We start from the raw sequence: 25,100 nt of genomic DNA on the forward strand, positions 1-25,100 counted from the left end.
GTTTTTAGAAATTAGTCTATATTCTTAATTTCTACACGACGGTTGGCGGCACGTTGTTGAGGGGTTTTGTTACCAGCCTTAATATCAGTGCTTCCGTCAGCAGGTCTTTCATCACCATAACCAATAGCTTGGATACGGTCTGCAGAAATTCCTTTCTTCACAACGTAAGCCTTGATAGCATCAGCACGTTGCTGTGAAAGTTTCTTATTAGCGGCTTTATTACCTACGTTATCGGTGTGTCCTTCTACAACAATTTTAGCATCTTTATACTCATTCAACAAAGCAACCAAGTTATCAAGAATAGGGAATGATTGCTTCAAGATAGTAGCTTTGCCTGTTGCGAAGTTTACACGTTTAGCAATATTCAAGAGAGCTTGCTCATCAATTTTCTTTTTAGGACAACCTTTTTCTTCAGGTACACCAGGAACATCAGGACAAGCATCGTCAGGGTCAGCGATACCATCACCATCTCTATCAGGACAGCCTTGGAATTGAGCTAAACCAGCTTGGTCAGGGCAACGGTCGTTTTTATCAGCAATGCCGTCGTTATCTCTATCAGGGCAACCTTGCAATTCAGGTTTTCCCGCTTCAGTAGGACAAGCATCGTCAGGGTCAGCAATGCCGTCGCCGTCAGTATCAGGACAGCCTTGGAATTGAGCTAAACCGGGCGTATCAGGACATTTATCTTCTTTGTCAATGATTTTATCACCATCTCTATCAGGACAGCCTTTGAATTCGGCAGTACCCGCTTCATCAGGACAAGCATCCTCTCCATCAGTAATGCCGTCGTTATCTCTATCAGGACAGCCACCCAATTCTTTTTTTCCAGCTTCAGTAGGACACTTGTCTTTTCTATCGGGAATTCCATCATTGTCAGTATCTTTGGCTTTACCAAGCTTGAAAGTCAAACCACCATTGTGCATCCAGTATGCTCTGGGACCAACGCCACCAAACTCATTTTCTTTGGGAGCAAGAGGCATACCATTGTATGCAGTTCTTAGTGTAAGAGCTACACTTTCGTTGAACCAGAAATTCAAGCCTAAACCACCACCTACTGTTCCATAGCTCATATCGGCAATTCTGTGCAAACCACCACCTACAAATACGTGAGGGTCAAACCAGAAGCCTTCTTTGTTACCAAGTGGATGCACTTGAGCATTCAAAGTCAAGAAATTGGAAAGGTCGCCTGTACCCCCTACGGTATTTTCAACGATTTTATCAATACGGCTCAAAGTGTAATTGGCTGTTAAACCAAACAAAGGCTTAATGCGATAGCCAACAGTAACCCCTACACCCTCATTCCAGTTTTTAGTTTCAAAAGGTTTTTTCTCTTGGGCGTAAGGAAGGATAAAGTCCATTGCAGAATAATGGAAGCCTATACTCCATTTATCCTGAGCTTGCAGGTTGCCCACTACCAAACAAGCGAGCAAGAAAGAAAGTAGTTTGGTCTTTTTCATAAGGTTTAACATTTGTTACTACATTTAAGGTTTTAGGTTTGCTAAACTTCTTGGTGCAAAGTTGCACAAAAGAATAAAAAATCAAAACAAAAAAATATTTTTTTTCAAAAATCTGTCGCAAATCTTTTGGATTTTTTTGTAAAAAGCAAGAAATTGCCACAAAAATTAAAAAATTTATCTTGGCTTAATATGCAAAAAAAAATCGTAAAAGTAGGCAATATCGCTTGTGGTAGCGAAAAATTATTTCTAATATCAGGTCCTTGTGTGATTGAGGACGAACTGACAATGATGAAAACTGCCGAAATGTTAAAAGAAGTTTCCGAGAGGCTTCACATTCCCGTAATATTCAAGTCTTCTTACCAAAAAGATAACCGTAGTTCTTTGGAGTATTACATTGGTCCTCGCATTGAAAAAGGACTTGAAATGCTTGCCAAAATCAAAAAAGAATTTGGTTTTCCTCTGCTTTCAGATGTGCATTATCCCGAACAAGTGCCTTTGGCGGCAGAAGTGCTTGATGTTTTGCAAATACCTGCCTATTTGTGTATGCAAACCGATTTGATTGTAGCGATCGCCAAAACTCAAAAAGTCATCAATATCAAACACGGGCAGTTCCTTGCTCCCGAAAATATGGCAAAACCTGCCCAAAAAGCTATTGATAGCGGCAATGACCAAATTATTCTCACTGAAAGAGGTTATACATTTGGCTACAATGACTTGGTAGTAGATCCTCGCAGTTTTTATCATCTCAATCAAATTGGATTTCCTGTGGTATTTGATATTACTCACTCTATTCGCAAATATGGCATACCCAGTGCCGACCCCAAAGGCGGAGCAAGAGAGTTTTTACCAACCATTGCCCGAGCTGGCGTAGCGGCAGGGGTTGATGGCGTATTTATAGAAACACACCCCGAACCCGCCAAAGCCCTTTGCGATGCCGCCAGCCAAATGTGTGTATATGATTTGGAAGAGTTTTTGAAGCCACTTATTGAAATTCACGAGCTTGAAGTAAAATATCGTGAAAAAACTTTGGCTTTGGCTTGATTTTTGAAAATTTTTGTTTAATTTAGCACTCAAATAGCAAAAAATATGAAAAAATTGAAGTTCTTGTTAGCTTTTACAGCAATAGTAGCTTTAGTAGCTACTTCTGCTTGCACTCGCCGTTACACTTGCCCTACGTATTTGAAGCAAGAAAACAAAACTGAAAAGCAAGATACTCGCGGATAATTTTCTGCCACTATTTGCAAAAAAAGGGGGAAATTTCCCCCTACATTTTTTTTATTCCTAAGTTCCATAGCGTAAAAGCCCAAATATCTGCCCATTCATCAATTTGCTTACTAATAGGTTTTCCTGCTCCGTGTCCTGCATCTACATCTATGCGTATGAGTGTAGGTTTTGAACCTTTTTGATTTTCTTGTAAAGTAGCAATAAACTTAAACGAATGAGCAGGCACTACTCTATCATCTTTATCAGCGGTATAAACAAGCGTTGCAGGATACGAAGCGGGTTTGATGTTGTGTAAAGGCGAATATTTGTAAAGATTCTGAAAATCCTCCTTGCTCTGCTCTGCCGAGCCGTATTCAGGCACCCAAGCCCAACCTATGGTAAATTTATGAAAACGAAGCATATCCATCACCCCTACACCGGGTAAAGCCACCGCAAAGAGTTCAGGACGCTGTACCATACACGCCCCCACAAGCAAACCTCCATTGCTACGCCCCGAAATAGCTAATTTTTCGGCAGAGGTATATTTTTCACGGATAAGAAACTCGGCGGCGGCAATAAAATCATCAAAAACATTTTGCTTTTTCAGTCTGGCTCCGTCCAAATGCCATTCTTCTCCATATTCGCTTCCACCTCGCAAATTAGCCACTGCATACACGCCACCTGCTTCCAGAAAAGGTATCAGACGCACATCAAAACTCGGATTGATGCTAATATTAAACCCTCCATATCCATACAAATAGGTAGGATTTTTGCCGTTGCGTTTCAAACCTTTTTTGTAAGTGATAAACAAATGTACTTTCTTGCCGTCTTTGCTTGGATAAAAAACCTCTTTGGTCTCATAATTTTCGGCTTTGAAAGGAATTTTAGGAGCAAAATACAAAGTAGAAGTATGCGTAGCAAAGTCGTACTTATAGATATTGCCTCCCTGTAAAAATGAGCTAAATGTATAATAGGTAAAAGTTGCCTCCTCTTTTCCTGTAAAACCTGCTACCGTACCCAAAGCAGGCAGTTTTATTTCATTTGTTTTCTTACCATTTTTATCAAAAAGCCAAACCCTATGGCTAGCATCTTGCATATAGGTTGCAATAAAATACCCTCCCATATAACGCACACTGGTAAGCACATTTTCGCTTTCGGGAATGAGCGTTTTCCAGTGTTCGGGGGCAGGATTTTCCAAAGGGATAGCTACTACACGATAGCGGGAGGCTTGGTAATTGGTGCGTATGATTGCGTGGTTATCCAACGTGGTGATAAGCTGGTTTTCTGCCTCCTGATGAGCTATGAGAGGCTTCAAATCGGCATAAGAAGTAAGTTTTTTGTATAAAATGGCTGTTCCTGCTGTTCCTTTCGGCAGAAACACATAAAGCAAATCATTTTTTTCACTTACCGAAGCTGAAACATTCTGCAAAGGATTTTTCCTATCCACAAAAATAAGTTCATCTTGGCTCTGGGGCGTGCCTATTTTATGATAATAGAGTTTGTGAAACTCGTTTTTGGCTTCATACTCTTTACCTGCTTTGGGGGCATCGTAACGGCTATAAAAAAAGCCATCTTTATACCAAGCAATACCCGAAAATTTTACCCAATCCAGCTTTTCAGAAAGTTTTTGTTTGGTTTGCAAATCAAGTATTTCAATGCTATTCCAATCGGAGCCTCCTTTTGCCCAAGCATACGCAAAATAACGCTTGTTTTCAGATACCGACCAAGAATTGATAGAAACGATTCCTTCTGCCGACATTGTGTTGGGGTCTAAAAGCAATTCTTCCTGATTGCCTTTTTTGAGGTAAAAGACAAACTGATTTTGCAGACCATCATTTTTTTGGATAATTTCAAAATCGCCATAGCTCACAGGCACTCCCATTTTCGGATAGTTCCAAACTTCTTGCAAACGCTTGCGGATTTGGCTACGATAAGGAATTTGAGAAAGATAATCAAAAGTTAGGGTATTTTGAGCCTTTATCCATTCCCTCACAGCCACCGAATCCGAAACTTCCAGCCAGCGGTAAGGGTCGGCTACTTTTACCCCAAAATATTCATCAATCTGATTAACTTTTGCTGTTTGCGGATAAGATATTTTTTGTGCAAACATTGGTGAAGCCGAAATCAAAAAGGTTGAAATATAATAACGCAACATAGGCAAAGTTTTTGGCAATATAACGAAAACTTTGTCTGAATGTTGCGTGGTAGGGTAAAGCTATTTTCTTGCTAAAAAATAAAATCCACAACTATCAAGCCCGCAGGTACTACCCAAGAAAGAATGCCTTTGCTCATAGCTTTGCCATAATCTAAATCAGAAAAACCTTTCCAAGCCTGTAAAATTGCGGGAATTGCCACCGCCACATAAATTGCCACACTCCCAAAGGTAGTAATTTTCCCCCAAGTGCTATTCCAACTTTGAGCAATATTGGTAATGAAATTGATGATAAAGAAAATGCTCAACCCCGCAAATAGTAAGGTATTGATAGCAAGATTTTGACGAGCTTTTTTGTGTCGTTCCATTTTAGTACAATTTTTCGGAAAATATAAACAATTTTCAAATTAAGGCAAAAAAATGATGAAAAATTATGCCAAAATTTGTAGCATTTATGAATCAAAGCAGGCAATTTTGTACAACTTCATCTAAAAAGTCTTACTTCTTATTTCCTACCCCCATTACAAAATCTGTTAAGCGATTTAGAAATGTAGAAATATTTGGCTTTTTTGTAAATATTACCTAAATTGAGCCAAAATCCACAGACAACGCAAGTAATAATTATGGAAGACGAAAAAATCATCAGTACAAGGCAGAAAGCCCTGAAAATCAACTTGGATACAAGTATTTATGGCTCATTTGCCGAAATAGGTGCAGGGCAAGAAACCGCCGCTGTTTTTTTCAAAGCAGGTGGGGCTTCGGGCACTATTGCCAAAACAATGTCGGCGTATGATATGACTTTCAGTGATGCCATTTATGGCAAAGAGGAAAGTGGTAGGTATGTATGCGAACCACGCCTAATGAAAATGCTTGCCAAAGAATTTAGCCTTCTGGAATTACGTTTGGGCGAAAAAAGAGGAGAAAGCACCAAATTTTTTGCTTTTGCCAATACCGTTACTACTATCAATTATACACGCACCGTACAAGGACACGGCTGGCTGGGGGTTCGCTTTCAGCTCAAACCGCAATCCCCCCCCAACGATGTAGTCATACACGTTAGAATGAATGATAAAGACGCCATTCTGCAACAACAAGCCTATGGTATTTTGGGGGTAAATCTTATTTATGCCTGCTTTTTTCATTACCAAGACCCCAAAGCCTTTGTGCTTTCGCTAATGGATAATCTTTCACGCGAACGCATAGAAATTGATATGATACGCTTTGATGGTCCTGATTTCAAAAATATTGATAACCGCCTTATTACGCTCAAATTGGTGCTATTTGGCTTGGCAGATGCAGCTATGTTCAATCCCAAAGCCGAAATGCTACAACCCGCCGAAGCTCTCTACAAAAAAAATGTGCTGATATTGCGAGGACGCTTTCGCCCCGTTACACACGTCAATATGGATATGTTTCGCAAAGCCAAAAGGCAGTTTCTCACAGATTTACCCCCCGATGAACACGATAAAACCGTAGTTTTAGCCGAACTTACCCTCCAAGACCTCAAAACAGGCAACAGCGATATTGATATTCAAGATTTTTTGGATAGAGTAGATATTCTTTGCACACTGGGGCAAAATGTGATGATTTCCAACTTTCAAGAACATTCCAAACTTATTTCTTATATCTCACAACTTACCAAAAAGAAAATTGCTATTGTAATCGGAAGGCTTATCCTTGAACAGCTCTGCGACCCCAGCCGTTACGCCAACCTACGAGGCGGTTTGCTGGAAGCATTTAGCAGATTGTTTATCAATGATTTGCACGTATACGTATATCCATATCTAAAAGATGGCTTACCACAAACCTTTGAAAATCTGGAAGTCAATCCTACCCTACAACCGCTTATTGAATACTTGCGTATCAATGGAAAAATTACCGATATTGTTGATTATGATGAAGAGGTGCTACATATTTATTCCGAAAAAGTTTTGGAAATGATACGCACCAATCAAGAAGGCTGGGAAGAGTTGGTACCTGATATAGTGGCTCAAAAAATTAAAGAAAACTGCCTTTTTGGTTTTCCTTGTGTGATAGTAGGGGAAAAAAGAAGGTTTGTAGAAACATAGATTTACAAATGAGGGCTTCATTTCTTGAAGCCCTCATTTTTGGGTTAGGTTATCTTTCTGTACGGCGAGGTTTTACATTGCGTAAAATATCCAAAGCTATGTTTTGCTGTGAAATTAGCTCACGGAAGGCATCATCTTGAAGTAGCTCCTGATAGTCGCCAATGCGATGAATGGTTCGGTCTTTAAGGAAAATTATTTTGGGAATACGTGCCAAAATAGAAATATCGTTGGAAACCATTATGAGTGTCCAAGGATTTTCCTCATTCATCAAAAATTCAATGATTTTATTACGCTCTACTACTGAAAAATCTTTCAAAAAGTCATTGATAATAAGCAGTTTGGGTCTTGCCGCCACGCAACGAGCTAAAATGAGTTTTCTTCTTTCTACAGAAGAAAGTTCTTTGCCTCCTGCGGTAAGTTCGGTGTGCAAACCTTCGGGAAAGGCATTGATTTTTTCGTACAAACCTACATTTTCCAAAGCCCAAACCACATCTTGATACTTCACTTGGCTACGCCCCATTGAAACATTATCAAGGATAGTACCTGAAAAAATTTCATCTTCGGAAAAATTATCTTCTGTTACGGCACGATAGCTAAAAAGGTTAATATCACGCAAAGAGCAATTGGAAACCGTAGCTACTCCATCAAATTCATCAAAATTGCCTAAAATCATTTTTACCAAACTACTTTTGCCCGCTCCATCGCCCCCTGCGATACACACACGGTCATTAGAATGAATATCCAAGTTAATATCTTTGAGCAAATATTTTGAACCATAATGCACCGAAAGGTTTTTGAAATGAAGCGAAAGCCCCCCTTCTACTTTGCTCAAATCAATCTTGATACCATATTCTTTGCTAAGGGGAATATCTGTAACATTGCCAATTTTTTCAGCCGAAGTGAGCAAGTCATAAATAATGTCCATACTCACCACCAATTTTTCTACTGATGCCACCACCAAGATAATCACTACCTCCGAAGCCACAAACTGCCCCAAAGTGATTTGCCCATCTACCACCAAAAGCGTACCTACAATCAAAAGCCCTGCGGTAATGGCAATTTTGAAGATAGTGATACTCAAAAAATGCCCGATTAGCACTTTGAAATGTTTTTTACGATAGTAGAGATAGTTATTTACGTAATTATCCATTTTTTCCAAAGGCAAATTAGAAGTACTTGCCAAGCGGAAAGATTCCAGTGTACGGGCTACTTCTTCAAGCCAATGGGCAATTTTATACTTGTATTTGGACTCCATTAAACTTGCCTCCAAGCCTTTGGGTCCTGCAAAATAGAATGTAGCAATAAGCACTCCTACGGTTACAATAGAAAAAGCCAAAAAAGAGGGGTGATAAAATGCCAAAAGTAGCAAACCTGCTAGTATCTGAATAATCGCCCCCAAAATATCTATCAAGAGTTTGGGCATACCTTTCTGGATAGTAAGAATATCAAAAAAGCGGTTCATTAGTTCAGGTGGATAGTATTCTGAAAGTTTTTCAGGTCTCATACGAGGAAGACGATAGATAAACTCAAAGGCTGTTTTGGCGAAAATTCTCTGTTGTAAAATTTCCACCACTGTCATTTGCATAATTTGCAAGCCCCCTGTAATCATAACCCCTGCAATGATAATTACCATTAGTACCACCGTAGAGCTTACCACTGCCCCTGCCGAAATGAGTGTAATAATCGCCTGAATACCCAAAGGAAGCGTAAGCGAAAGCAAACCAATCACAATAGAATACACATAGATATAGGCAATATCTTTACGCTCTGCTCGCAAAATGCGAAACATTCTTTGTAATGGCGTAGGTTTAATGCCTTTTTTGTAATAGTCATCTTCCAAATATTCCATCGGAAAGCACGTAACAACCATTATTTGCCCGTTCAAATCGGTATTAGGGTGATTTTCATAGACAAGCAGGTTTTTAGCATTCAGTCCTGTATCTTCCCAAAAGGTTTCTTGCCCTGTTTTCAAATCATATACAACACTACGCCCTTTTTTATTCTTTTTCACAAGAATAGGCTCAACGGTATGGTCATCTCCTTTATCTACAAAAAAGAGCATTGCAAACTCAGCCTGCTCTATAAACATTTCCAAATCTTGGGAGTAAATATTGTTTTTGAGGATATTCAGATTGATTTTGCGAGCCTTATCCGCCAAATCATCTATAAATTTGAGAACATCAGACTTGGCATACTCTTTCTTTTCTGAATAACTCTCTTTGAGGTCAAAAGCATTGAAAGTCAAATCAATAGATTTGGCAAACTGCTTGACAATGGTATCCATTTGGTAGGTATTCATCGGCAAAAATTAATTTTTCAGCAATATAATAAAAACTCTTGCAAAATTGCAATTGTTTATTTTCATATCAAGAACTTACCAAGTAAATATTTGGCATAACTTAGCAAATCTCAACGGAGCATTCAGATTCAGGAGATTTTATTTTCTGATTTTTCACCAAGAACATTCAAATTTTGAGAACTAATAGCTTTTGCAAAATTTTGATAGCCAAAAAGATAAATATTAAAAAAAGTAATTACATTTGTCAAACCTAAAAATTCGTCCTTAACGAGGCTATATCTTTTTCGTAGCACAACTAATGCAAGAGTCAAAAATTTTTAACCTTAAATGCTTATGTCAGAAGTCGTAAAAATTTTGAAACTTTTCCCCAACGAAAAAGTTTCTCCCAAATTTCAAGCTCTTTGTGAGTTGTATTTTAGCGATACTACTCCTATGTGTGAAGGCTTTGAACTTGCAAGCGATTTTACGGAAACCTTACAATATTTACTCCCCCCCGAAAAATTAGAGCTACATAAAGATAGCTTTATTTTATTCGCCCAAGCAACTCACAGCGGTAGCTTGTATGCTTTTTTTATTCCTGATGATAAAAGTGTGCAAGAAGAATGGCCTGTTGTAGTTTTTGGCGACGAGGGTGGAGTTTTGGTTTTAGCGAAAAATTTAGATGATTTTATGCGTTTTATAGGTTTGAATATACAGCCTTACATAGAAACCAATTACGATACCAATCAATATGAGTTCTACCTTTCTGACAATGAATCCTTTCCACTTCCAGAATATACTGAATGGTTGGAAAATCAATTCAAAATAAAAGTTCCCCAAACTATACAAATGGCTATTGATGAAATTATTAAACCCGCCCAAGATTTATACCAAAAACGTATTGATGCAATAATAGGGCGAAGTGAGTAACTCTCATTTGTAATGCACCCTAAAAAGCTACAAGATTGTACCTAATTGAAACTCAAATTTTGCAAACTATCTAACTATTAAGTGTAAAAAGAGCTTGTCAAGATTTGCACAAAACCCAAAAGAAATTGTAAGTTTGCAAAAAAATGATTAGCAAATGAAACGAGTTTTAATTACAGGTGCGGCAGGTTTTTTAGGCTCTCATCTCTGCGACCGCTTTATCAAGGAAGGTTATCAGGTAGTAGGAATGGATAACCTCATCACAGGAAGTTTGGAAAATATTGAACATCTTTTCAAACTCAAAGAATTTGAGTTTTATCATCACGATGTTTCTAAATTTGTTCATGTACCTGGGCATTTAGACTATATCTTGCATTTTGCCTCTCCTGCCAGCCCAATAGATTACCTAAAAATTCCTATTCAAACGCTCAAAGTAGGTTCCTTGGGAACACATAATTTATTAGGACTTGCCAAAAGCAAAAAAGCAAGAATTTTAGTAGCTTCTACTTCCGAAGTATATGGCGACCCTTTGGTGCATCCGCAAAATGAAGACTACTGGGGCAATGTCAATCCGATAGGACCTCGGGGCGTATATGATGAAGCCAAACGTTTCCAAGAAGCTATTACTATGGCATACCATACTTATCACGGCTTGGAAACACGCATTGTGAGAATCTTCAATACTTTCGGACCTCGTATGCGTTTAGATGACGGCAGAGCTTTGCCTGCTTTTATGAGCCAAGCCCTCAAAGGTGAGGACATCACGGTATTTGGTGATGGCTCACAAACCCGTTCTTTCTGCTATGTTGATGATTTGATTGAAGGAATTTATCGCCTGCTACTCAGCGATTACCCCTATCCTGTGAATATTGGCAACCCTGATGAAATTACACTTTTAGAGTTTGCCAAAGAAATTCAAGAACTCACGGGCAGTCAGTCTAAAATTGTTTTTAAGCCCCTTCCCAAAGACGACCCCAAACAACGCCGTCCCGATATTACTCGTGCCAAAGAAATTCTGGGCTGGGAGCCTCGTTTTTCACGCAAAGAAGGCTTAAAAATCACATTGGAATATTTTAAGGAAAAAGTACATCAAAACTAAAATAATTTTCAAGAGATTGCCTGAATATTTCTAATGAATTTTAGGTTCAGGGGTTCAAAAGTTTAAGAGTTTAAGAGTTTAAGAGTTTAAGAGTTCAAGGTTCAAGGTTCAAAACTTTCAAACTCTCAAACTTCAAACTTTCAACTTTCAAACTTCCAACTTTTTCTAATACAATGAAATACACCGAAAGAGGCGTTTCTGCCAAAAAAGAGGACGTTCATCAAGCCATTGCCAAAGTGGATAAAGGTATTTTCCCTAAGGCTTTCTGTAAAATTGTACCTGACTACCTGGGGGGGGACGAAAAGTTCTGCAATATAATGCACGCCGATGGGGCTGGCACAAAATCTTCGCTTGCCTATGTCTATTGGAAAGAAACAGGCGACCTTTCGGTATGGAAAGGCATAGCCCAAGATGCTATCGTAATGAATATTGACGACCTGCTTTGTGTAGGTGTATATGATAATTTCCTACTTTCTTCTACGATTGGTAGAAATAAAAAGCTCATTCCGGGCGAAGTAATCGCTGAAATTATCAATGGCACAGAGGAATTTTGTAGCCAAATGCAAAAGTTCGGCATAAACATTTACACCACAGGTGGTGAAACTGCAGATATTGGCGATTTGGTGAGAACTATTGTCGTTGATAGCACCGTTACCGCTCGTGCCAAACGCTCGGATATTGTTTCTAACCATACCATTCAGGCAGGTGATTACATTGTAGCACTTGCCTCTTTTGGCAAAGCCTCTTATGAAAACTTCTACAATAGCGGAATAGGAAGCAACGGACTTACTTCTGCCCGCCACGATATTTTCTCCAAAATACTTGCAGAAAAGTATCCTGAAAGCTATGATAATACTTTGGATAACAAAGTTGTTTATACAGGCAAGTATAGCTTAACCGATAGCCTTGAAATTGAAGGAGAAACACTGACAATGGGCAAATTTGTACTATCCCCTACTCGTACCTATGCCCCTATTATGAAGGTTATTTTAGAGCGGTTCCGTTCGTATATTCACGGATTGGTGCATTGTAGCGGCGGCGGACAGACCAAAGTTTTACACTTTATTGAAAACCTACATATCATCAAAGATAATCTTTTCGAAACGCCTCTCCTGTTTGAGCTTATTCAAAAATCCAGCCATACCGCTTGGCAAGAAATGTATCAGGTGTTTAATATGGGACATCGTTTGGAAATTTACCTTTCAGACTTGAAAATTGCAGAGGAAATTATTGCAATTAGCGAAAATTTTGGGGTAAAAGCTCAAATTGTTGGCAGAGTAGAAGAAAGCAATGAAAAAAAACTAACTATTCAGACTAAATACGGCACATTTGAGTATTAAAAAACCTCTGATAATATCAGAGGTATGGAAAATTTATTCAATGAGTACGCCTGCACTACAACCGCCTGTTGTTCCTTTGGTACAACTGCATTTATGCCCTTGACAAGGCTTTATCTCTGAAATTGAACAAGGGCAATCCAAACTGGAACAAGTATGCGTACATCTTTGCTCGGGCAATACCAAAAAATCTCCATTTTTTTCAAGCAAAATAGCAATGCTTACAAAGGCATTATCGCTTCTTTGGCTCAAAATTTGCAAGAAGTGATGCCGAGAGGTTTCATCAAAAGAAATTTTTATATCTTGCAATTTCAAAGTATAACTTGCATTGGGTTGGCTAATTTTGTAACTTTTCTCAAATTCTGAAAAAGTGCTTTTTACCAAATTATCCAATTCAAGATTTTTTTCAAGAACAAAACTGCCTTCTTTCAAGACTGCTATCGCATTTTTAGGCTTGAAATCTTGGGAAAACTCCTTTTCTTTCTGACAAGAAAGAAAAACTATCAGGGCAAGAAGTGCCACTACAAACTGAAAAACAAAAAATTTTCTCATAAAACTTTCATTTTAGCATTTGAAACTAAACTCCTAAATTTTAATTTAGTTGAACAAAGCTAATAAAAAAAGTTGAAATAGCAAACTTTTCGTTCATTTTTCTGTCAAGAGGTTATATGTCCAAAATTCTATTTTTGCTTGTAATATTGGAGGGGGTATTTTTACAAATTGCCTTTGCTCAGAAAAGCACCGAACTGCTTTCAAAAGCCCAAAAAGCCCTTGATGAAAATAAAATTCAAGAGGCAATACAAGTGGCTACGCAGGTCATTGAGCAAGAGCCTCAAAATGCCTACGCCTACTATTTACGTGGGCTGGCAAAATATGCTTTTTCAGATTTTTTGGCTTCTATTGCTGATTATTCGCAAGCTATTTTGCTACAACCCAACTACAAAGAGGCTTTCTACAACCGAGGTGTAAGTTATTTTTGGCTCAACCAAAATGAAAATGCCGAAAATGATTTCCTGAAAGTTTTGCAAATAGATAGTACCAATTCACGCACCTATACGGCACTGGGTTCGCTTTATAGCAGAATAGCCGAAACCGAAACCAACAGAAAGAAACAAAAAGAATTTTCCCAAAAAGCAGAAAAATTCTATCAGAAAGCCTTACAGCATAATGCAAATTATGCTCCTGCTTACTACAATTATGCCCTTTTGATAAGTGAGAGCCATCCGAAAAAATCTTTGGAACTTACCGAGAAATACATTTTGCTCAAATCTGAAGATGCACAAGGCTACTTTTTGAAAGGAATATTGCTCAAAAACCAAAAACAGCCCCAAGAAGCTCTAAATAGTTTTCTGCAAAGTGCCAAACTCAATGCCTATAATGCCGAAACTTGGTTAGAAGTAGGCAATATGTACTTTTTGCAAAAAAACATAGCAGAAGCCTGCACGGCTTGGCAGAAAGCAGAAAAACTCGGAAGCAGTGAAGCAAAAAAAATCTTGCAAAAATACTGCAAAAACCTCAAAAACTAAACTCCTCTGTAATTTCCCAATTTTCACGCAAAGGAATGGACTTGGGTAAAAAAATTACCTTTTCGGGCAAAATCCCTTTCTCATAATCGCCTTTATCCCAACGCCCGTTCTTGTTTTTATCTACAATTACCCTTACCAAATACGTTCCTGCGGGCAAATAATCCCAAATAATCACATTTTCAGAGATTTTTTCTTGGGTAAGGCTACGCAATACTTGCTTTTTTTCATCGAGCAGTTCCAAAATAAAGTTGCGTTCTTGGGTTTTGATATTGAGTTTTAGCGTTGCAAAACGATTGGCTTGTTTGAGCAAAAAATTTTCTTTGGTTGCCTTACTTCTGTCTTTTTCGCAACTTTCAAAAGCGGCACTATCCAAATGCAAACGTAGTTTTTCTTGAAATTCAATTTTCTTGCGTATGCTCAAAATATTTTTGTATTCGTTCCATTCGTAATCTTTGGCAAGAAGTGGTATTTTTTGCAGGCTATCGCCATCTTTGTAAAAATAAATTTTCGCAGTATCTATTTGTAAAATCGGTTTATTGAAAGCAACTTCTAAATGAAAATTTGGCAAAATACCCTCGCCTTGTGAAATATTTTTAATTTGAAATTTTAAGGGTTCTTTTTTGCTTTTACCGCTACGCAATTCTTTTAGAAAAAGCACTTTGGCAGTAGTATCCAAAACATTTCCAAGCGAATCGGTGGCTTGCAGATTCACTTGCAAAGTATCATAAATTTGTGCAATATTAAATAGCACTACTTCTTTCCCACCTTCACCCATTTGGTAAGCAATAGGTTTTGGGCTTTGCAAGCGAACTTTGGCAAGTGGCTTATTGAAATCCAAAGTGGTTTTATCCGTTTGCGTGTTGGAAGGTCTTGCTTTCAAGAAGCGGGGCGATTTTTTATCAGAAAAAGCAAGTTCAATATTCAGCGAATCCACATTTTTGCCTTGCAAAATAATATTCTGCTCTAAAAAGCCAACAGCTTCTTGTTCAGGATTTAAGCGATTGTTATTGTTTTTATCACTAAACACAAATAGCTTATACGTACCCGCTTTAAGATTTTGCAATCGGAAAAATCCTTCTTTATCTGTTTTACCCAGATAATAGGGCAAGTGTTTTTCTACTTTTAGGGTATCTTCGGCAGAAGCAAGCCATACCGCACACTCGGCGGCAGGCGTACCTGTGAGCAAGTAAGTAGCCTTTCCACGAATTTCCAGCGAATCCAGCTTATCGCCTGTACTGAAAACCATTTGAAAATTGGGTGGAACATTTCCTTCGTTAAGGTCTTGAATACCTTTGCGGAAATTGAGCGTGTAGGTTGTATTTGATTCAAAAGGCTCTTGAAATTCCAAAACTACTGCCTTTTTGAACTCACGCACCTTGAAAGTACCTTTGATAGAAGGCGTAATGAGGAGCTCTTGGGGTAAGTTGTTGGTTTTTATTCTTTCGTCAAACTCCAAGATGATTGTCCTGCTATTGAAATTAGTAGTTTTATTGAGCGGTATTTGTTTGATGATTTTAGGTGGAATAGTATCCTTCGCCCCACCCGTAATAGGACGCGGATTGGCACAAGCAAAAAAAAGAAAAGGCAGAAAGGCTAAAAAAAAGTATTTTTGCAGATAATCTAACAATAGGAACATTTTAAGAAAAATTCAATTCTTGTGAAATTTCTGCTTCAATTCTTTTAGAAGCAACCTCAAAATAAGTTTTGTCTATTTCTATGCCTATAAAATTTCTACGCAAGCGTTTGGCAACAACGCCTGTTGTTCCACTACCTAAAAAAGGGTCTAAAATAGTCTGACCCTCTTGTGAGCCAAGCAGTATAATTCTTTGCAAAAGGGATTCGGGCTTTTCAGTTTTGTGGATAGTTTTGTGTTTTTCGGCATTGATAATCCACAAATTTTTCATTTGCTTACCACCATTAAGTTTTTTGGCAAGTTCATAGTTAAAATAATACTTTTTGCTTTTGCTTGCAAGCCAAATAAGCTCGGTAGCGGGTGCTAAACGATTATTGGCAAGCAATGGTGTAGCATTAGGCTTAAACCATATTATATCGTTAATAATCCAAAGACCTAACTTTTTGAGTATAACTCCTACCGAAGGGTGGTTGTGTAGCGTTCCACTAATCCAAATGGTACCTGTATCCGAAAGCACCCTTATACACTCACTAATCCACTTAAAATTAAAAGCATCAATATCCTGAATAATATCCCAATCTCCTTTGTAAAGTTTGGCAACTTTCCCATTCTGGGTAGTCAGGTAGTTTTCTCCTGAAAGATTATAGGGTGGATCGGCAAAAATTAAATCTATGCTTTTTTCGGGTAAATCTTTCAGAATATTAAGACAATCATCATTAAAGAGCTGAATATTCATAAATTCGTTTTTTTGCAATTTGAACGTACTCCCAACAATTTTCAATGCCTATCCAATTTCTATTGAGCCTTTGAGCTACAATGCCTGTTGTACCTGTGCCAAAAAAAGGGTCTAATACAACATCTCCTTCATTAGAAGATGCTAAAATTATCAATTCTAACAGCTTTTCTGGTTTTTGGGTAGGGTGAGCGGCACGATTAGTACCCGCAAGTTTTATTCTTTCTTTACCCTGTACAATAGGCAATTCAATAAAATCTAAAAAATCTCTCATTTGTTTTGTTTCCCCTTCTTTGGTTCGGTGTGGGTTGAAAGATTTTACAACTTCATAATTAAAAATCCAATTTTGCCCTTTTACAAACCAACAAACAAACTCAGTAGCGTGGGTAAAGGTTCTTTTCGTAATATTGGGCATAGCATTGATTTTGTACCAAGTAAGTATATTATTTAACTTTAAGCCTACTTGTTTAGCTGTAGTGATAATTTCCCCAATATTATGATGAGTACAAGAAATATACATACTACCATTACTTGTCAATTTTTCGTAGGCGGCTTGTATCCACTGCTTACAGAAAAGCAAGTAATCTTCATAAGTATAAGTATCCCATTTTTCATTAACCTTGTAATAAGCCCCACCAGTAGTATTATTGGCAAGGTCTAAAACTTTACCCGATAAGTTATAGGGTGGGTCTGCAAATATCAGAGGTACGCTTTCGGCGGCTATACTTGTATTCATTACTTCTATACAATCGCCGTGATATATTTCATTTAACACCATAATCCGATAAAATTTGATTTTTCCACTCAATCACTACATTTTCAATTTGGCTTTGCCAATTTGAGTGTCCTTCAAGAATTTGACAAATTTCTACAATATTCTGATAAAGTTTTTCCACCTCAAAGTGTGTAATACGTTTTCCTGTATTTACAACAATCTTTTGTAAAGTTTCAAGTATAACAGCAAATTGTTGGGTATTTAGAGGAATAATTTTTTGTTTGGCACCATCGTAACCATATTTGATAGATGTCCAAAAATGATATAAAGTATCTTGATGAATTTTCGGGGCAATAAACAAGCAATAACAATTTTTATCCTTGTACTTTTTTTCAAAATCTCTCAAATGACGCATTACAGGTTGAGTTTCTCTTACCCACTGATACAAAGAAGTATCTAATGTAACTTCGCAAATGGCATTGAAGTTTTGATAAAAACACTCAATATCGGCTTGGTTACCAACGGCGTGGCTGATAGGTTCGCCTACATCATCAACAGGATAGTTAGGTTTTATTTCAATTTCATCATTGATAATTTTCAGACCATCTGCAAGCAGTTTTTCAAATTGATAAGCCTCTATTTTACGCAACTTTTTACTATCTTGCAACAGACTGATTATCTCTTGGATTTCATTGACGTTGTTGATTAGTTTCTTTTTTTGTATGATTGTGCTAAATTTGGTTAAAGTTCTCCTTAGTTTTTCTAATAAATTTTCCAATTCACTTTGTGAAAAACTTTCATAAGAAATTGACAGAATTGCTTTTTCTTCCTCATTCAATTGAATTTGGTGATTTTTTTGCATTTGAAGCAATCCCGTAAGTACCCCCTCAATAATTTTCTTTATATTTTCTGCCTGTTTGTTTGGTAAAATAGGCAAATTAATATCTCTAATATACTGCAAATAATCTTTTTCATTTTGAAAATCTAATGCCTTGCCCGAAAACTGCCTTAAAATTTGCTCTACTTCAATTTTTCGGTTAGGCTCAATATCAATTCGCCATTCTGCTCCAAAAGAAGAAGTGCTTACACAAAAAAATCTCGTAAGACGAAAATATCGCATTATATTATCGCCATATTCATAAAAATTTTTTAATTGTTTTTCACTTGGCAGGGTTTGATAAAAGTCTTTTGCAAATTCATACAAAAATTGCTTTTTGTCAGTACTTTTTCGGTATAAAGCAATTTTTTCAACATACTCGTCTATTTGTTGATAATTCACCAAAGAAGGTACAAATAAGCTAAATTCCGTTTGGGTAAGTCCTTTCTCTGAAAATTTTTGATTAACCCTATCAATCAAATGCAAAGTAGCTATAAAAGGAATTACATCAAAACCTTCTTGAAAATCTTTGCTCCAAGGATTAGGAAATTGAAGCTTCAGGAGGGACTTGAAAAACGTAAAGCCTATATCGTACTTACCCGAAATAAAGTTATTACCCAGTTCAGTAATTTCTATTTTCCCCAAAGACTCGCGAGCCACTGCAAAACCTAATTTATTAAGTGGATTTACCGATTGCCTTCCACGCATTGCAGGGTCTTGGTAGTTTTGCAAATAAAATATCTTTTCGGCTAATTCATAACTAATATTTTTCGTTGGATTGTCCCACAATGGTATAAACTCCGAAGGAATGTGAGTAGGTTTGTAAAAACGATTTTGTATCAAAAGAATTTGGTATTTAATTTGATTTTCAGCATTGAAAGGTTCTCCCTCTATCATTTTAAGGACTTTCAAAAAATCTCTTAAACGTTCAGGATTTCTGACGGTAGTTGAAATGCTCCATAATTTACGCATATTCTTAAGTTTTATTCTTTCACCAACACCCAAATTACTCTTGGCATAAACTCATCATAAGGTTCTAAAAAGTAATTGCCAAATATCCTGAAAGGACGCAAACCTACTTGCTTAAAATAACTCCTGAACTCTTCGGGACTAATAGCCATTACTCGCTCCTGAAAGCAGTAATCTTGCCCTTTATCTGTAAAACGAATAGTTTTTACAAGAAATTTTCCTTCCAACTGACGTTCAATATGAAAATTGATACCTTCTATTTCTATTTCTTCCTCGCGAACAAGTTTTTTCAAAACTCTTTCCGTATTGAAAAAATCCAAAATCAACATTCCGTCCTTATTCAAATTGCTGGCAAGGGCTTGCAGACAAGCAATATTTTCGGCTTCTGTTTCAAAATAACCAAAACTTGTAAAAAAATTCAATACATAATCATAATAACCTTCTCGGAAAGGCACACGCATATCGTGTACAAAAAACTCTAAATTGGGCAAATCTTTGTAATTTTCTTTGGCATACGCAATGCTTTCAGGTGAAAGGTCTATGCCTGTAACTTTATAGCCATTTTTGGCTAAATAAGCGGCGTGCCTACCTCTGCCACAAGGGGCATCTAAAATCGTTGAGCCATCTATCAAAGGCACAGCCCGAAACATATTTGCCAGGCAAATTCGTGCCTCTCTTTCATCTCTATCTTTGTAAAGAATATGGTAGTAAGGCGAATTGAACCATTCTTTGTACCAAGCCATACATTTTCGGTGTTTTCAGATTGTAGAATATTTATGTTCAAAGTGATTATTTACGTTCAAGAAGTTCAGTGTTTGATGTTCAAGCCTTTAAGGGCTTTATTTCTTATTTTTTCTATCCAACATCTATTTTCTAAAATCCTGTTTCCTGCCTCTTGTTTCCTTATTGAAAACTATACCTAAACAATCATCTTAGGTCTAATTTTTTCGGCATATTTCTGCACTATGCGTGGTGTAATAAATGCTTCCTTTTCAATGTGCAGCAGCACCTCATAACCCGAATGATGCAAAATAATTCTTTCACTTTCGGGGTTGCTTACGCCATTGAATACTATGCCCTTTACTCGCAGGTTGCGTCTTTTTAGCTCTTTTACCGAAAGCAAAGTATGATTGATACAGCCCAAGTACAAATTTACCACCAAAATCACTTCTAAATCAAACTTTTGGGCAATATCTATCACAAAATCTGTATCGTTGAGCGGCACTAAAATTCCTCCTGCCCCTTCTACAATCAAATGGTTAGCAGTATCGGGCAAAATAATTTTATCCATCACAATCGTCTGATTTTCAGCTTTGGCAGAATCGTGAGGGGAAGCAGGCTTCACAAATTCATACGCCGAAGGAAAAATCTTTGCTGGAAAACTAACCAAATCGGCAACTGCATCACTATCTCTTGGAAAGCCCGACTGCACAGGTTTCCAATAATCAGCTTTTAGAGCCTCAACCAAAATAGCACTCGTAATTGTTTTGCCCGAATCAGTACCTATGGCAGTAACAAAATATCGCATCATTTCAAATCTGTTTTTCAAAATTAACACTATTCCTATTTGCCAGTTCGTAATAGTTACTTTTATACTCTTCCCACTGCTCTTGGGGCGTTTTTTGAGAAAAAATTAGTTTTTTTAGTTCAATGAGGCGGTCAAGTGTTGCAAATTTGAGTTCTTCCAAAGAAGCATACCCCAAAGTAAGCAAAGCAAAACTAATATCATCGCCAGCATTAGCCTCAAAAGCCCATAAAAGAGCCTCTTGCCACAATTCCAAAGTACAAATCTTGGGGTGATGTAAAGTTGCCAGCAAATAGTATTCAAAATGCAAGGGCGAAGGCAAATAACCAAAACAGCCATCAGTAGCGGCAATCAGCACAATAGGCTCTCGGAAAATAATCTTTTGCGTAAAAAGTTGGAAATCCCCTTCGGCACTGATGCAGTTGGAAATGGGAGCGTCTTGCAAAAGATTTTCAAAAGCATCTAAATCTTGGGTGAGGTTATCTTGTGAAATTTGTTGCAAGCCCGTTTTTTTGAGAACATATACCCGCGAATCGCCTGCCCAAAAGGCTTCGGTATGGTATAAGTTTTCTGCCATAGTTTGCCCCTCTTGCACACGAAACACAACCCCCGCCAGCGTAGTTGGCAGGCGTTTGATGAGCCGAGTACGCAATTTAGAGCGTTTATCATCTAATTGAGCTATTTTTAGCTGAAAACCTACCCGAAGATTACTTTCCAAAGTTTCGGTAAAACTTTCTAAGTCGGGATTTTGCTCAACAAAAGTTTGCTCTGTAATTTGAATAGCAAGCCGAGAAGCCAAATAAGCCCCTGAAAATATTTTTTCGCCTATTTCGTAAGGCGTACTACCCGCCCCACCCAAACCATCTGCGACTGCTATAATGCCTGTACCATTTTCTTCATCAATAAGCGAAGCGGGCAGGGCATCTTCTCCTTTGCCCTCTACTTTTTCGTTCCATAAGGTCAGTAGCATCATAGCAGAAAATTCGCATTTAATTTAAGCCTAAAATATTGCAAGGGGCATAGTCCTTATCAATATCAATAAAAACGTCATTTTTTGCCTTTTGTAGCCATTCCATAAGTTTTTTATTACGTTTGGCTTCCAAGGCTTCTTGCTGAATTTTGGGATAATCCAGATTGAAATCGGCTACGTGTGCAGGGTGCTTAGCACGGAAAAGAATGATACGCAAAGCCTTTTTGCCATCGTAAGTTCTAAATGTATGTGGTTTGCTAATTTCACCTACTTGCATATCATCAAGCAAATCCGAAAGGAAGCTATCCATCTGATTGATAGGGATACGATAGGAAAGGTCTTGCGACATAATTCTGCCACCATTGGGAGCTGTATTCATTGACCCTATACCTTTGTCATCGGAGTATTGCAAGGCGGCTTTTTCAAAAGAAATGCTATCTTGCATAATGCGTGTGCGAAGGCTATCCAAAAATCTTTCGGCTTCGCGAGTATCTACCTGCTCCCAATCGGGCATCATCAGGATATGTTTGGCGTGAAATTCATCTCCTCTCCTATCTACGAGTTTTACAATATGATAGCCGAAACGACTTTCAAAAGGTTTAGAAATTTCACCTGGTTTAAGTTTGAATACTACTGCTTCAAATTCGGGCACCATATTGCCACGTTTGCTCCAATCCAAATCGCCGCCTTGGTCGCGTGAGCCGTCTTCGCTGTAAATCTTTGCCATTTCCTCAAAGCTCTGATTTTCCTCTACAATTCGCTTATACACTTGCTCCATACGTGAGCGTAACCTTTCTTTTTCAGCTTTCAGCAAAGGCGGATTTTTTACGATTTGAGCAACTTCCAACTCTGTAACATAAACAGGCAAGCTATCTTTGGGAATACGATTGAAATATTTACGTACTTCGGAAGGCGTGATTTTTACATTTTTGGTAATATGCGAACGCATTTTCTCTACGGTCATTTTTTCTTTGAGTTGCATACGCAAATCGCTCTTGAAAGCCTCTACGTTGTGCAAACCCAGTAGTTCTTTGAGTTCTTCGTCTGTTTTTCCTTGCGAAATTTGTTGCCAACGCAAATTAAAATCCTCGTCAAGCAGTTCGCCATCTACCATTACCGAATCAATTTCGGCTTTGGCAACCAAAATTTTACCAATAATCATACTACGCAAAATTTCACAACGCAACTCCTGATTGTTGGGCAAACGAGGATTTTGTTGTAAAATCTGCATTGCGGCAAGCTCTACATCAGAAAGTAGAATGATTTGGTTATCTACTTTGGCTATAATTTTATCCAAAGTTTCTTTGGTTTGAGCAAAAATACTCCAAGGCAAAAACAAAAGGATAGCCCATTGAAAAGTTTTTTTCATAGCAATTCAAAATATTTCAGACTGCAAACTTAATAAATGCAATTATTCTTTGCAAAACATAAGCCAAATTTCAGCATTTTAGAGAATTTTTAGCCCGAATACTTGGATTTTGTTTCAAGAAACTGCATTTTTATAGCAAGATTGAAATGGCTTTCACGAAATCCGTCTTATTTTAGTGTAAAAACATTTTTTTCCAAAAATCTACCCTTATGAACCTCAACTATAAAACCAAAGATTTTTTCTTTCCAATTTTTAGCGTACTGAAAGAAGCCAACAAACCCCTAAAACCTTCGGAAGTAGCCCAAAAAATTATTCAAGACCTGCCTTTGGATAGGAAATCGGAGTTTTGGGCAATGGTAAGGCTCAAGCTCAAAAACCGCATACGCAGTGCGGCAAACCATTTGGCAGAAGCGGGTATCATTTACACTACCAAGAAAAACCCTTATCAGAAAAAAGGTTGGTTTCTGACTGAATATGGCAAACAATTACAAGTAGATGAGCCCGAACTCATTCGCGAAGCCAAACGAAATATTCGTAAAAAAAGCACCCAAAACCTTGAAAGTAGTCTTAAAGTTTTTGTTCCCAAAGTAGTTTCTCGTAAAAAACGAGAGCAAACTACCACTTTCAGCAAAAATACCATTCTTTACGGACCGCCCGCCACAGGCAAAACCTCCAAAGCAATTGAAATGGCTATTGGCATTTTAGGTTTGGATAAGCTCAAAACCAATGATGCCAAAAAAGCCTTACGAGAATTGCAAGGAAAGCAGTTTGAAATGATTTCCCTACACCCCAACTATCGCTACGAGCATTTTTTGGAAGATGTAGATGCCAAAGGAAAAATAAAAGACGGCATTTTGAAAAAAATTGCTATCAAGGCACGCAACGAGTATGAGAAAAATCCTGAAAGCCCCTCTAATTTTGTGCTTATTATTGATGAAATGCACCGTAGCGAGCCTGCTGAAATTTTTGGCGAAACCATTAGTTTGCTCGGAGCAGATAAAAGACTGGGACAAGATAACGAAATTCAGGTAGCACTTGCCTATTCGGGAGAAATTTTTGCCCTTCCGCCTAATCTTTATATCATTGGCACTATCAATATTGCCGAAATTGACTACCAAACGGATAGTAGTTTTTTACAGCATTTTGAAATGATACCTGTGTATCCTCGCTACGACCACATCAACTTGGCTTATGCCGATTTTCTCAAAGAACTCAACCGCAAGATTTCCTACTACAAAGGTAGCGATTTTATGTTCGGACACGGCTATTTTATGCAAAATGCCGAAAGTTTGGATTTCTTGCGTATTCTCAATCATCAGGTTATTCCTACTTTACGTTTTTATTTTGAACCCAAAGAATTGGTGCAAGAAATTTTACAAACAGCCCTCGAAGAAGCCGAAAGCACTAAAGGTAAGTTTGAAGTATTAGAAAATGAACGCTTGCACTTGGAAGTTATTCGGGTGAGCTGGTAAGTCAGCAAAAACTTGATGTATTTGCAAAAATTTTGTAATTTTGATAAGATTTAGAGGCAGGAGATAGGAAACAGGAAGCGAGATGTGGTGTAAAACGCCAAATCTTTCAATCCACAAATTAGTTGCAGTGTAACAAATCAAACAAGTGCAAACAATGTCTGCTGTACCCAGAAAAACATATCTTTCGCCAGAGGAGTATTTAGCTCAAGAGCGTCTTGCCCCTTACAAAAGCGAATATTATCAAGGGGAAATTTTCGCTATGGCAGGAACGAGTTTTAAGCACAACCAAATTGTTAGCAATTTGATTGTAGCTTTTTCCTTAGCTTTTCGTAAGAAAGATAAAAATTGCAGAACTTTACCCAGCGACTTGCGAGTGCATATTCCTGAAAAAACATTTTATACCTATCCCGATATAAGTGTAATTTGTGGAGAACCTGAATTTACTGATGACGAATTTGATACCATTACCAACCCTACGCTTATCGTAGAAGTACTTTCGCCAAGCACCGCCGATTACGATAGAGGGGCAAAATTCCGATTTTATCAGCAAATCCCAACACTCCTGCATTACGTTCTTGTTAGCTCTTGGGAATGTAATGTAGAGGTTTTTAGCCGAAAAAATGATACTCTTTGGGAACTGCAAATCTATCAAGATATGAACGAAAGTTGTTATATTTCCTATTGGGATATACACTTGCCTTTGCAGGAAATTTATGAAAATATCCAGTGGAGCGTTTCGAAAAAGCCCTAAAAAAATACTTGCTTTTTTGCTTACCTTTTTGTTTTTTT

The 25,100-nt window shown here is 37.8% G+C and carries 22 protein-coding genes; 9 read left to right on the plus strand and 13 right to left on the minus strand.

The genetic code is table 11. From position 1 onward, the window contains the following. Positions 1–11: 11 nt before the first annotated feature. The gene (locus ACWITO_RS05610; RefSeq protein WP_448529021.1) at positions 12–1,457 is read right to left on the minus strand and encodes an OmpA family protein; all 1,446 of its coding nucleotides are present in this window, start codon (positions 1,455–1,457) and stop codon (positions 12–14) included. A gap of 189 nt (positions 1,458–1,646) precedes the next feature. Between ACWITO_RS05610 and kdsA the strand changes: the two genes are divergently transcribed. Both kdsA and ACWITO_RS05620 read left to right on the plus strand, forming a co-directional pair. Further along, entirely contained in the window at positions 1,647–2,498 is an 852-nt protein-coding gene (kdsA, locus tag ACWITO_RS05615) for a 3-deoxy-8-phosphooctulonate synthase (protein ID WP_448529022.1), read from the plus strand. Positions 2,499–2,543: 45 nt separating this feature from the next. Next, positions 2,544–2,681, plus strand: coding sequence for a hypothetical protein (locus tag ACWITO_RS05620; RefSeq protein WP_448529023.1), 138 nt, complete (start codon positions 2,544–2,546; stop codon positions 2,679–2,681). A 40-nt stretch (positions 2,682–2,721) separates the two neighbouring features. Here ACWITO_RS05620 and ACWITO_RS05625 read toward each other — a convergent pair whose 3' ends face one another. Continuing rightward, a complete protein-coding gene (locus ACWITO_RS05625; RefSeq protein WP_448529024.1) occupies positions 2,722–4,815 on the minus strand; it encodes a prolyl oligopeptidase family serine peptidase in 2,094 nt (697 codons plus the stop codon). A gap of 71 nt (positions 4,816–4,886) precedes the next feature. After that, the gene (locus tag ACWITO_RS05630) at positions 4,887–5,180 is read right to left on the minus strand and encodes a hypothetical protein (protein WP_448529025.1); all 294 of its coding nucleotides are present in this window, start codon (positions 5,178–5,180) and stop codon (positions 4,887–4,889) included. 219 nt (positions 5,181–5,399) lie between these two features. Between ACWITO_RS05630 and ACWITO_RS05635 the strand changes: the two genes are divergently transcribed. Further along, complete coding sequence (locus ACWITO_RS05635; RefSeq protein ID WP_448529026.1) at positions 5,400–6,881, plus strand: TonB-dependent receptor; 1,482 nt, start codon at positions 5,400–5,402, stop codon at positions 6,879–6,881. Between the two features lie 49 nt (positions 6,882–6,930). Here the strand turns inward: ACWITO_RS05635 and ACWITO_RS05640 are convergent, their stop codons facing one another. Continuing rightward, the gene (locus ACWITO_RS05640) at positions 6,931–9,180 is read right to left on the minus strand and encodes a peptidase domain-containing ABC transporter (protein ID WP_448529027.1); all 2,250 of its coding nucleotides are present in this window, start codon (positions 9,178–9,180) and stop codon (positions 6,931–6,933) included. Between the two features lie 327 nt (positions 9,181–9,507). Here ACWITO_RS05640 and ACWITO_RS05645 point away from each other — a divergent pair, with 327 nt between their 5' ends. The 3 genes from ACWITO_RS05645 (at position 9,508) to ACWITO_RS05655 (ending at position 12,525) form a co-directional block, all read left to right on the plus strand. Beyond that, positions 9,508–10,089, plus strand: a complete 582-nt coding sequence (locus tag ACWITO_RS05645; protein ID WP_448529028.1) for a hypothetical protein — start codon at positions 9,508–9,510, stop codon at positions 10,087–10,089. A gap of 154 nt (positions 10,090–10,243) precedes the next feature. Then, positions 10,244–11,185 carry a UDP-glucuronic acid decarboxylase family protein gene (locus tag ACWITO_RS05650; protein WP_448529029.1) on the plus strand — a complete coding sequence of 314 codons (942 nt, stop codon included), beginning with the start codon at positions 10,244–10,246 and terminating at the stop codon, positions 11,183–11,185. A gap of 173 nt (positions 11,186–11,358) precedes the next feature. Further along, entirely contained in the window at positions 11,359–12,525 is a 1,167-nt protein-coding gene (locus ACWITO_RS05655) for an AIR synthase related protein (protein WP_448529030.1), read from the plus strand. A gap of 33 nt (positions 12,526–12,558) precedes the next feature. Here ACWITO_RS05655 and ACWITO_RS05660 read toward each other — a convergent pair whose 3' ends face one another. Further along, positions 12,559–13,074, minus strand: coding sequence for a hypothetical protein (locus tag ACWITO_RS05660; protein ID WP_448529031.1), 516 nt, complete (start codon positions 13,072–13,074; stop codon positions 12,559–12,561). 134 nt (positions 13,075–13,208) lie between these two features. On the opposite strand from ACWITO_RS05660, the gene ACWITO_RS05665 reads away from it, so the two are divergent. Then, positions 13,209–14,048 carry a tetratricopeptide repeat protein gene (locus ACWITO_RS05665; RefSeq protein ID WP_448529032.1) on the plus strand — a complete coding sequence of 280 codons (840 nt, stop codon included), beginning with the start codon at positions 13,209–13,211 and terminating at the stop codon, positions 14,046–14,048. Here the strand turns inward: ACWITO_RS05665 and ACWITO_RS05670 are convergent. The 8 genes from ACWITO_RS05670 to ACWITO_RS05705 form a co-directional block, all read right to left on the minus strand. Next, complete coding sequence (locus ACWITO_RS05670; protein WP_448529033.1) at positions 14,038–15,684, minus strand: Ig-like domain-containing protein; 1,647 nt, start codon at positions 15,682–15,684, stop codon at positions 14,038–14,040. The genes ACWITO_RS05665 and ACWITO_RS05670 overlap by 11 nt on opposite strands. Before the next feature lies 1 nt (position 15,685). Continuing rightward, the gene (locus tag ACWITO_RS05675; protein WP_448529034.1) at positions 15,686–16,417 is read right to left on the minus strand and encodes a DNA-methyltransferase; all 732 of its coding nucleotides are present in this window, start codon (positions 16,415–16,417) and stop codon (positions 15,686–15,688) included. Then, positions 16,398–17,192 (minus strand): DNA-methyltransferase, encoded by a 795-nt coding sequence (locus ACWITO_RS05680; RefSeq protein WP_448529035.1) that lies wholly within the window; start codon positions 17,190–17,192, stop codon positions 16,398–16,400. The genes ACWITO_RS05675 and ACWITO_RS05680 overlap by 20 nt, the downstream gene beginning before the upstream one ends. Then, positions 17,179–18,978: an AlwI family type II restriction endonuclease gene (locus tag ACWITO_RS05685; RefSeq protein ID WP_448529036.1), complete on the minus strand. Its 1,800-nt coding sequence runs from the start codon at positions 18,976–18,978 to the stop codon at positions 17,179–17,181. Before ACWITO_RS05685 ends, ACWITO_RS05680 begins: the two co-directional genes overlap by 14 nt. A gap of 11 nt (positions 18,979–18,989) precedes the next feature. Next, entirely contained in the window at positions 18,990–19,718 is a 729-nt protein-coding gene (locus ACWITO_RS05690) for a class I SAM-dependent methyltransferase (protein WP_448529037.1), read from the minus strand. A gap of 176 nt (positions 19,719–19,894) precedes the next feature. Next, complete coding sequence (gene bioD / locus ACWITO_RS05695; RefSeq protein ID WP_448529038.1) at positions 19,895–20,506, minus strand: dethiobiotin synthase; 612 nt, start codon at positions 20,504–20,506, stop codon at positions 19,895–19,897. A 1-nt stretch (position 20,507) separates the two neighbouring features. After that, positions 20,508–21,473, minus strand: a complete 966-nt coding sequence (locus ACWITO_RS05700; protein WP_448529039.1) for a PP2C family protein-serine/threonine phosphatase — start codon at positions 21,471–21,473, stop codon at positions 20,508–20,510. 16 nt (positions 21,474–21,489) lie between these two features. Beyond that, the gene (locus tag ACWITO_RS05705; RefSeq protein WP_448529040.1) at positions 21,490–22,839 is read right to left on the minus strand and encodes a peptidylprolyl isomerase; all 1,350 of its coding nucleotides are present in this window, start codon (positions 22,837–22,839) and stop codon (positions 21,490–21,492) included. A 209-nt stretch (positions 22,840–23,048) separates the two neighbouring features. On the opposite strand from ACWITO_RS05705, the gene ACWITO_RS05710 reads away from it, so the two are divergent. Together ACWITO_RS05710 and ACWITO_RS05715 are read left to right on the plus strand one after the other, a co-directional pair. Next, complete coding sequence (locus tag ACWITO_RS05710) at positions 23,049–24,311, plus strand: AAA family ATPase (RefSeq protein ID WP_448529041.1); 1,263 nt, start codon at positions 23,049–23,051, stop codon at positions 24,309–24,311. A 154-nt stretch (positions 24,312–24,465) separates the two neighbouring features. Continuing rightward, entirely contained in the window at positions 24,466–25,062 is a 597-nt protein-coding gene (locus ACWITO_RS05715; protein ID WP_448529042.1) for a Uma2 family endonuclease, read from the plus strand. The last annotated feature ends 38 nt before the right edge of the window (positions 25,063–25,100 follow it).

The organism is Raineya sp., from assembly GCF_053497555.1.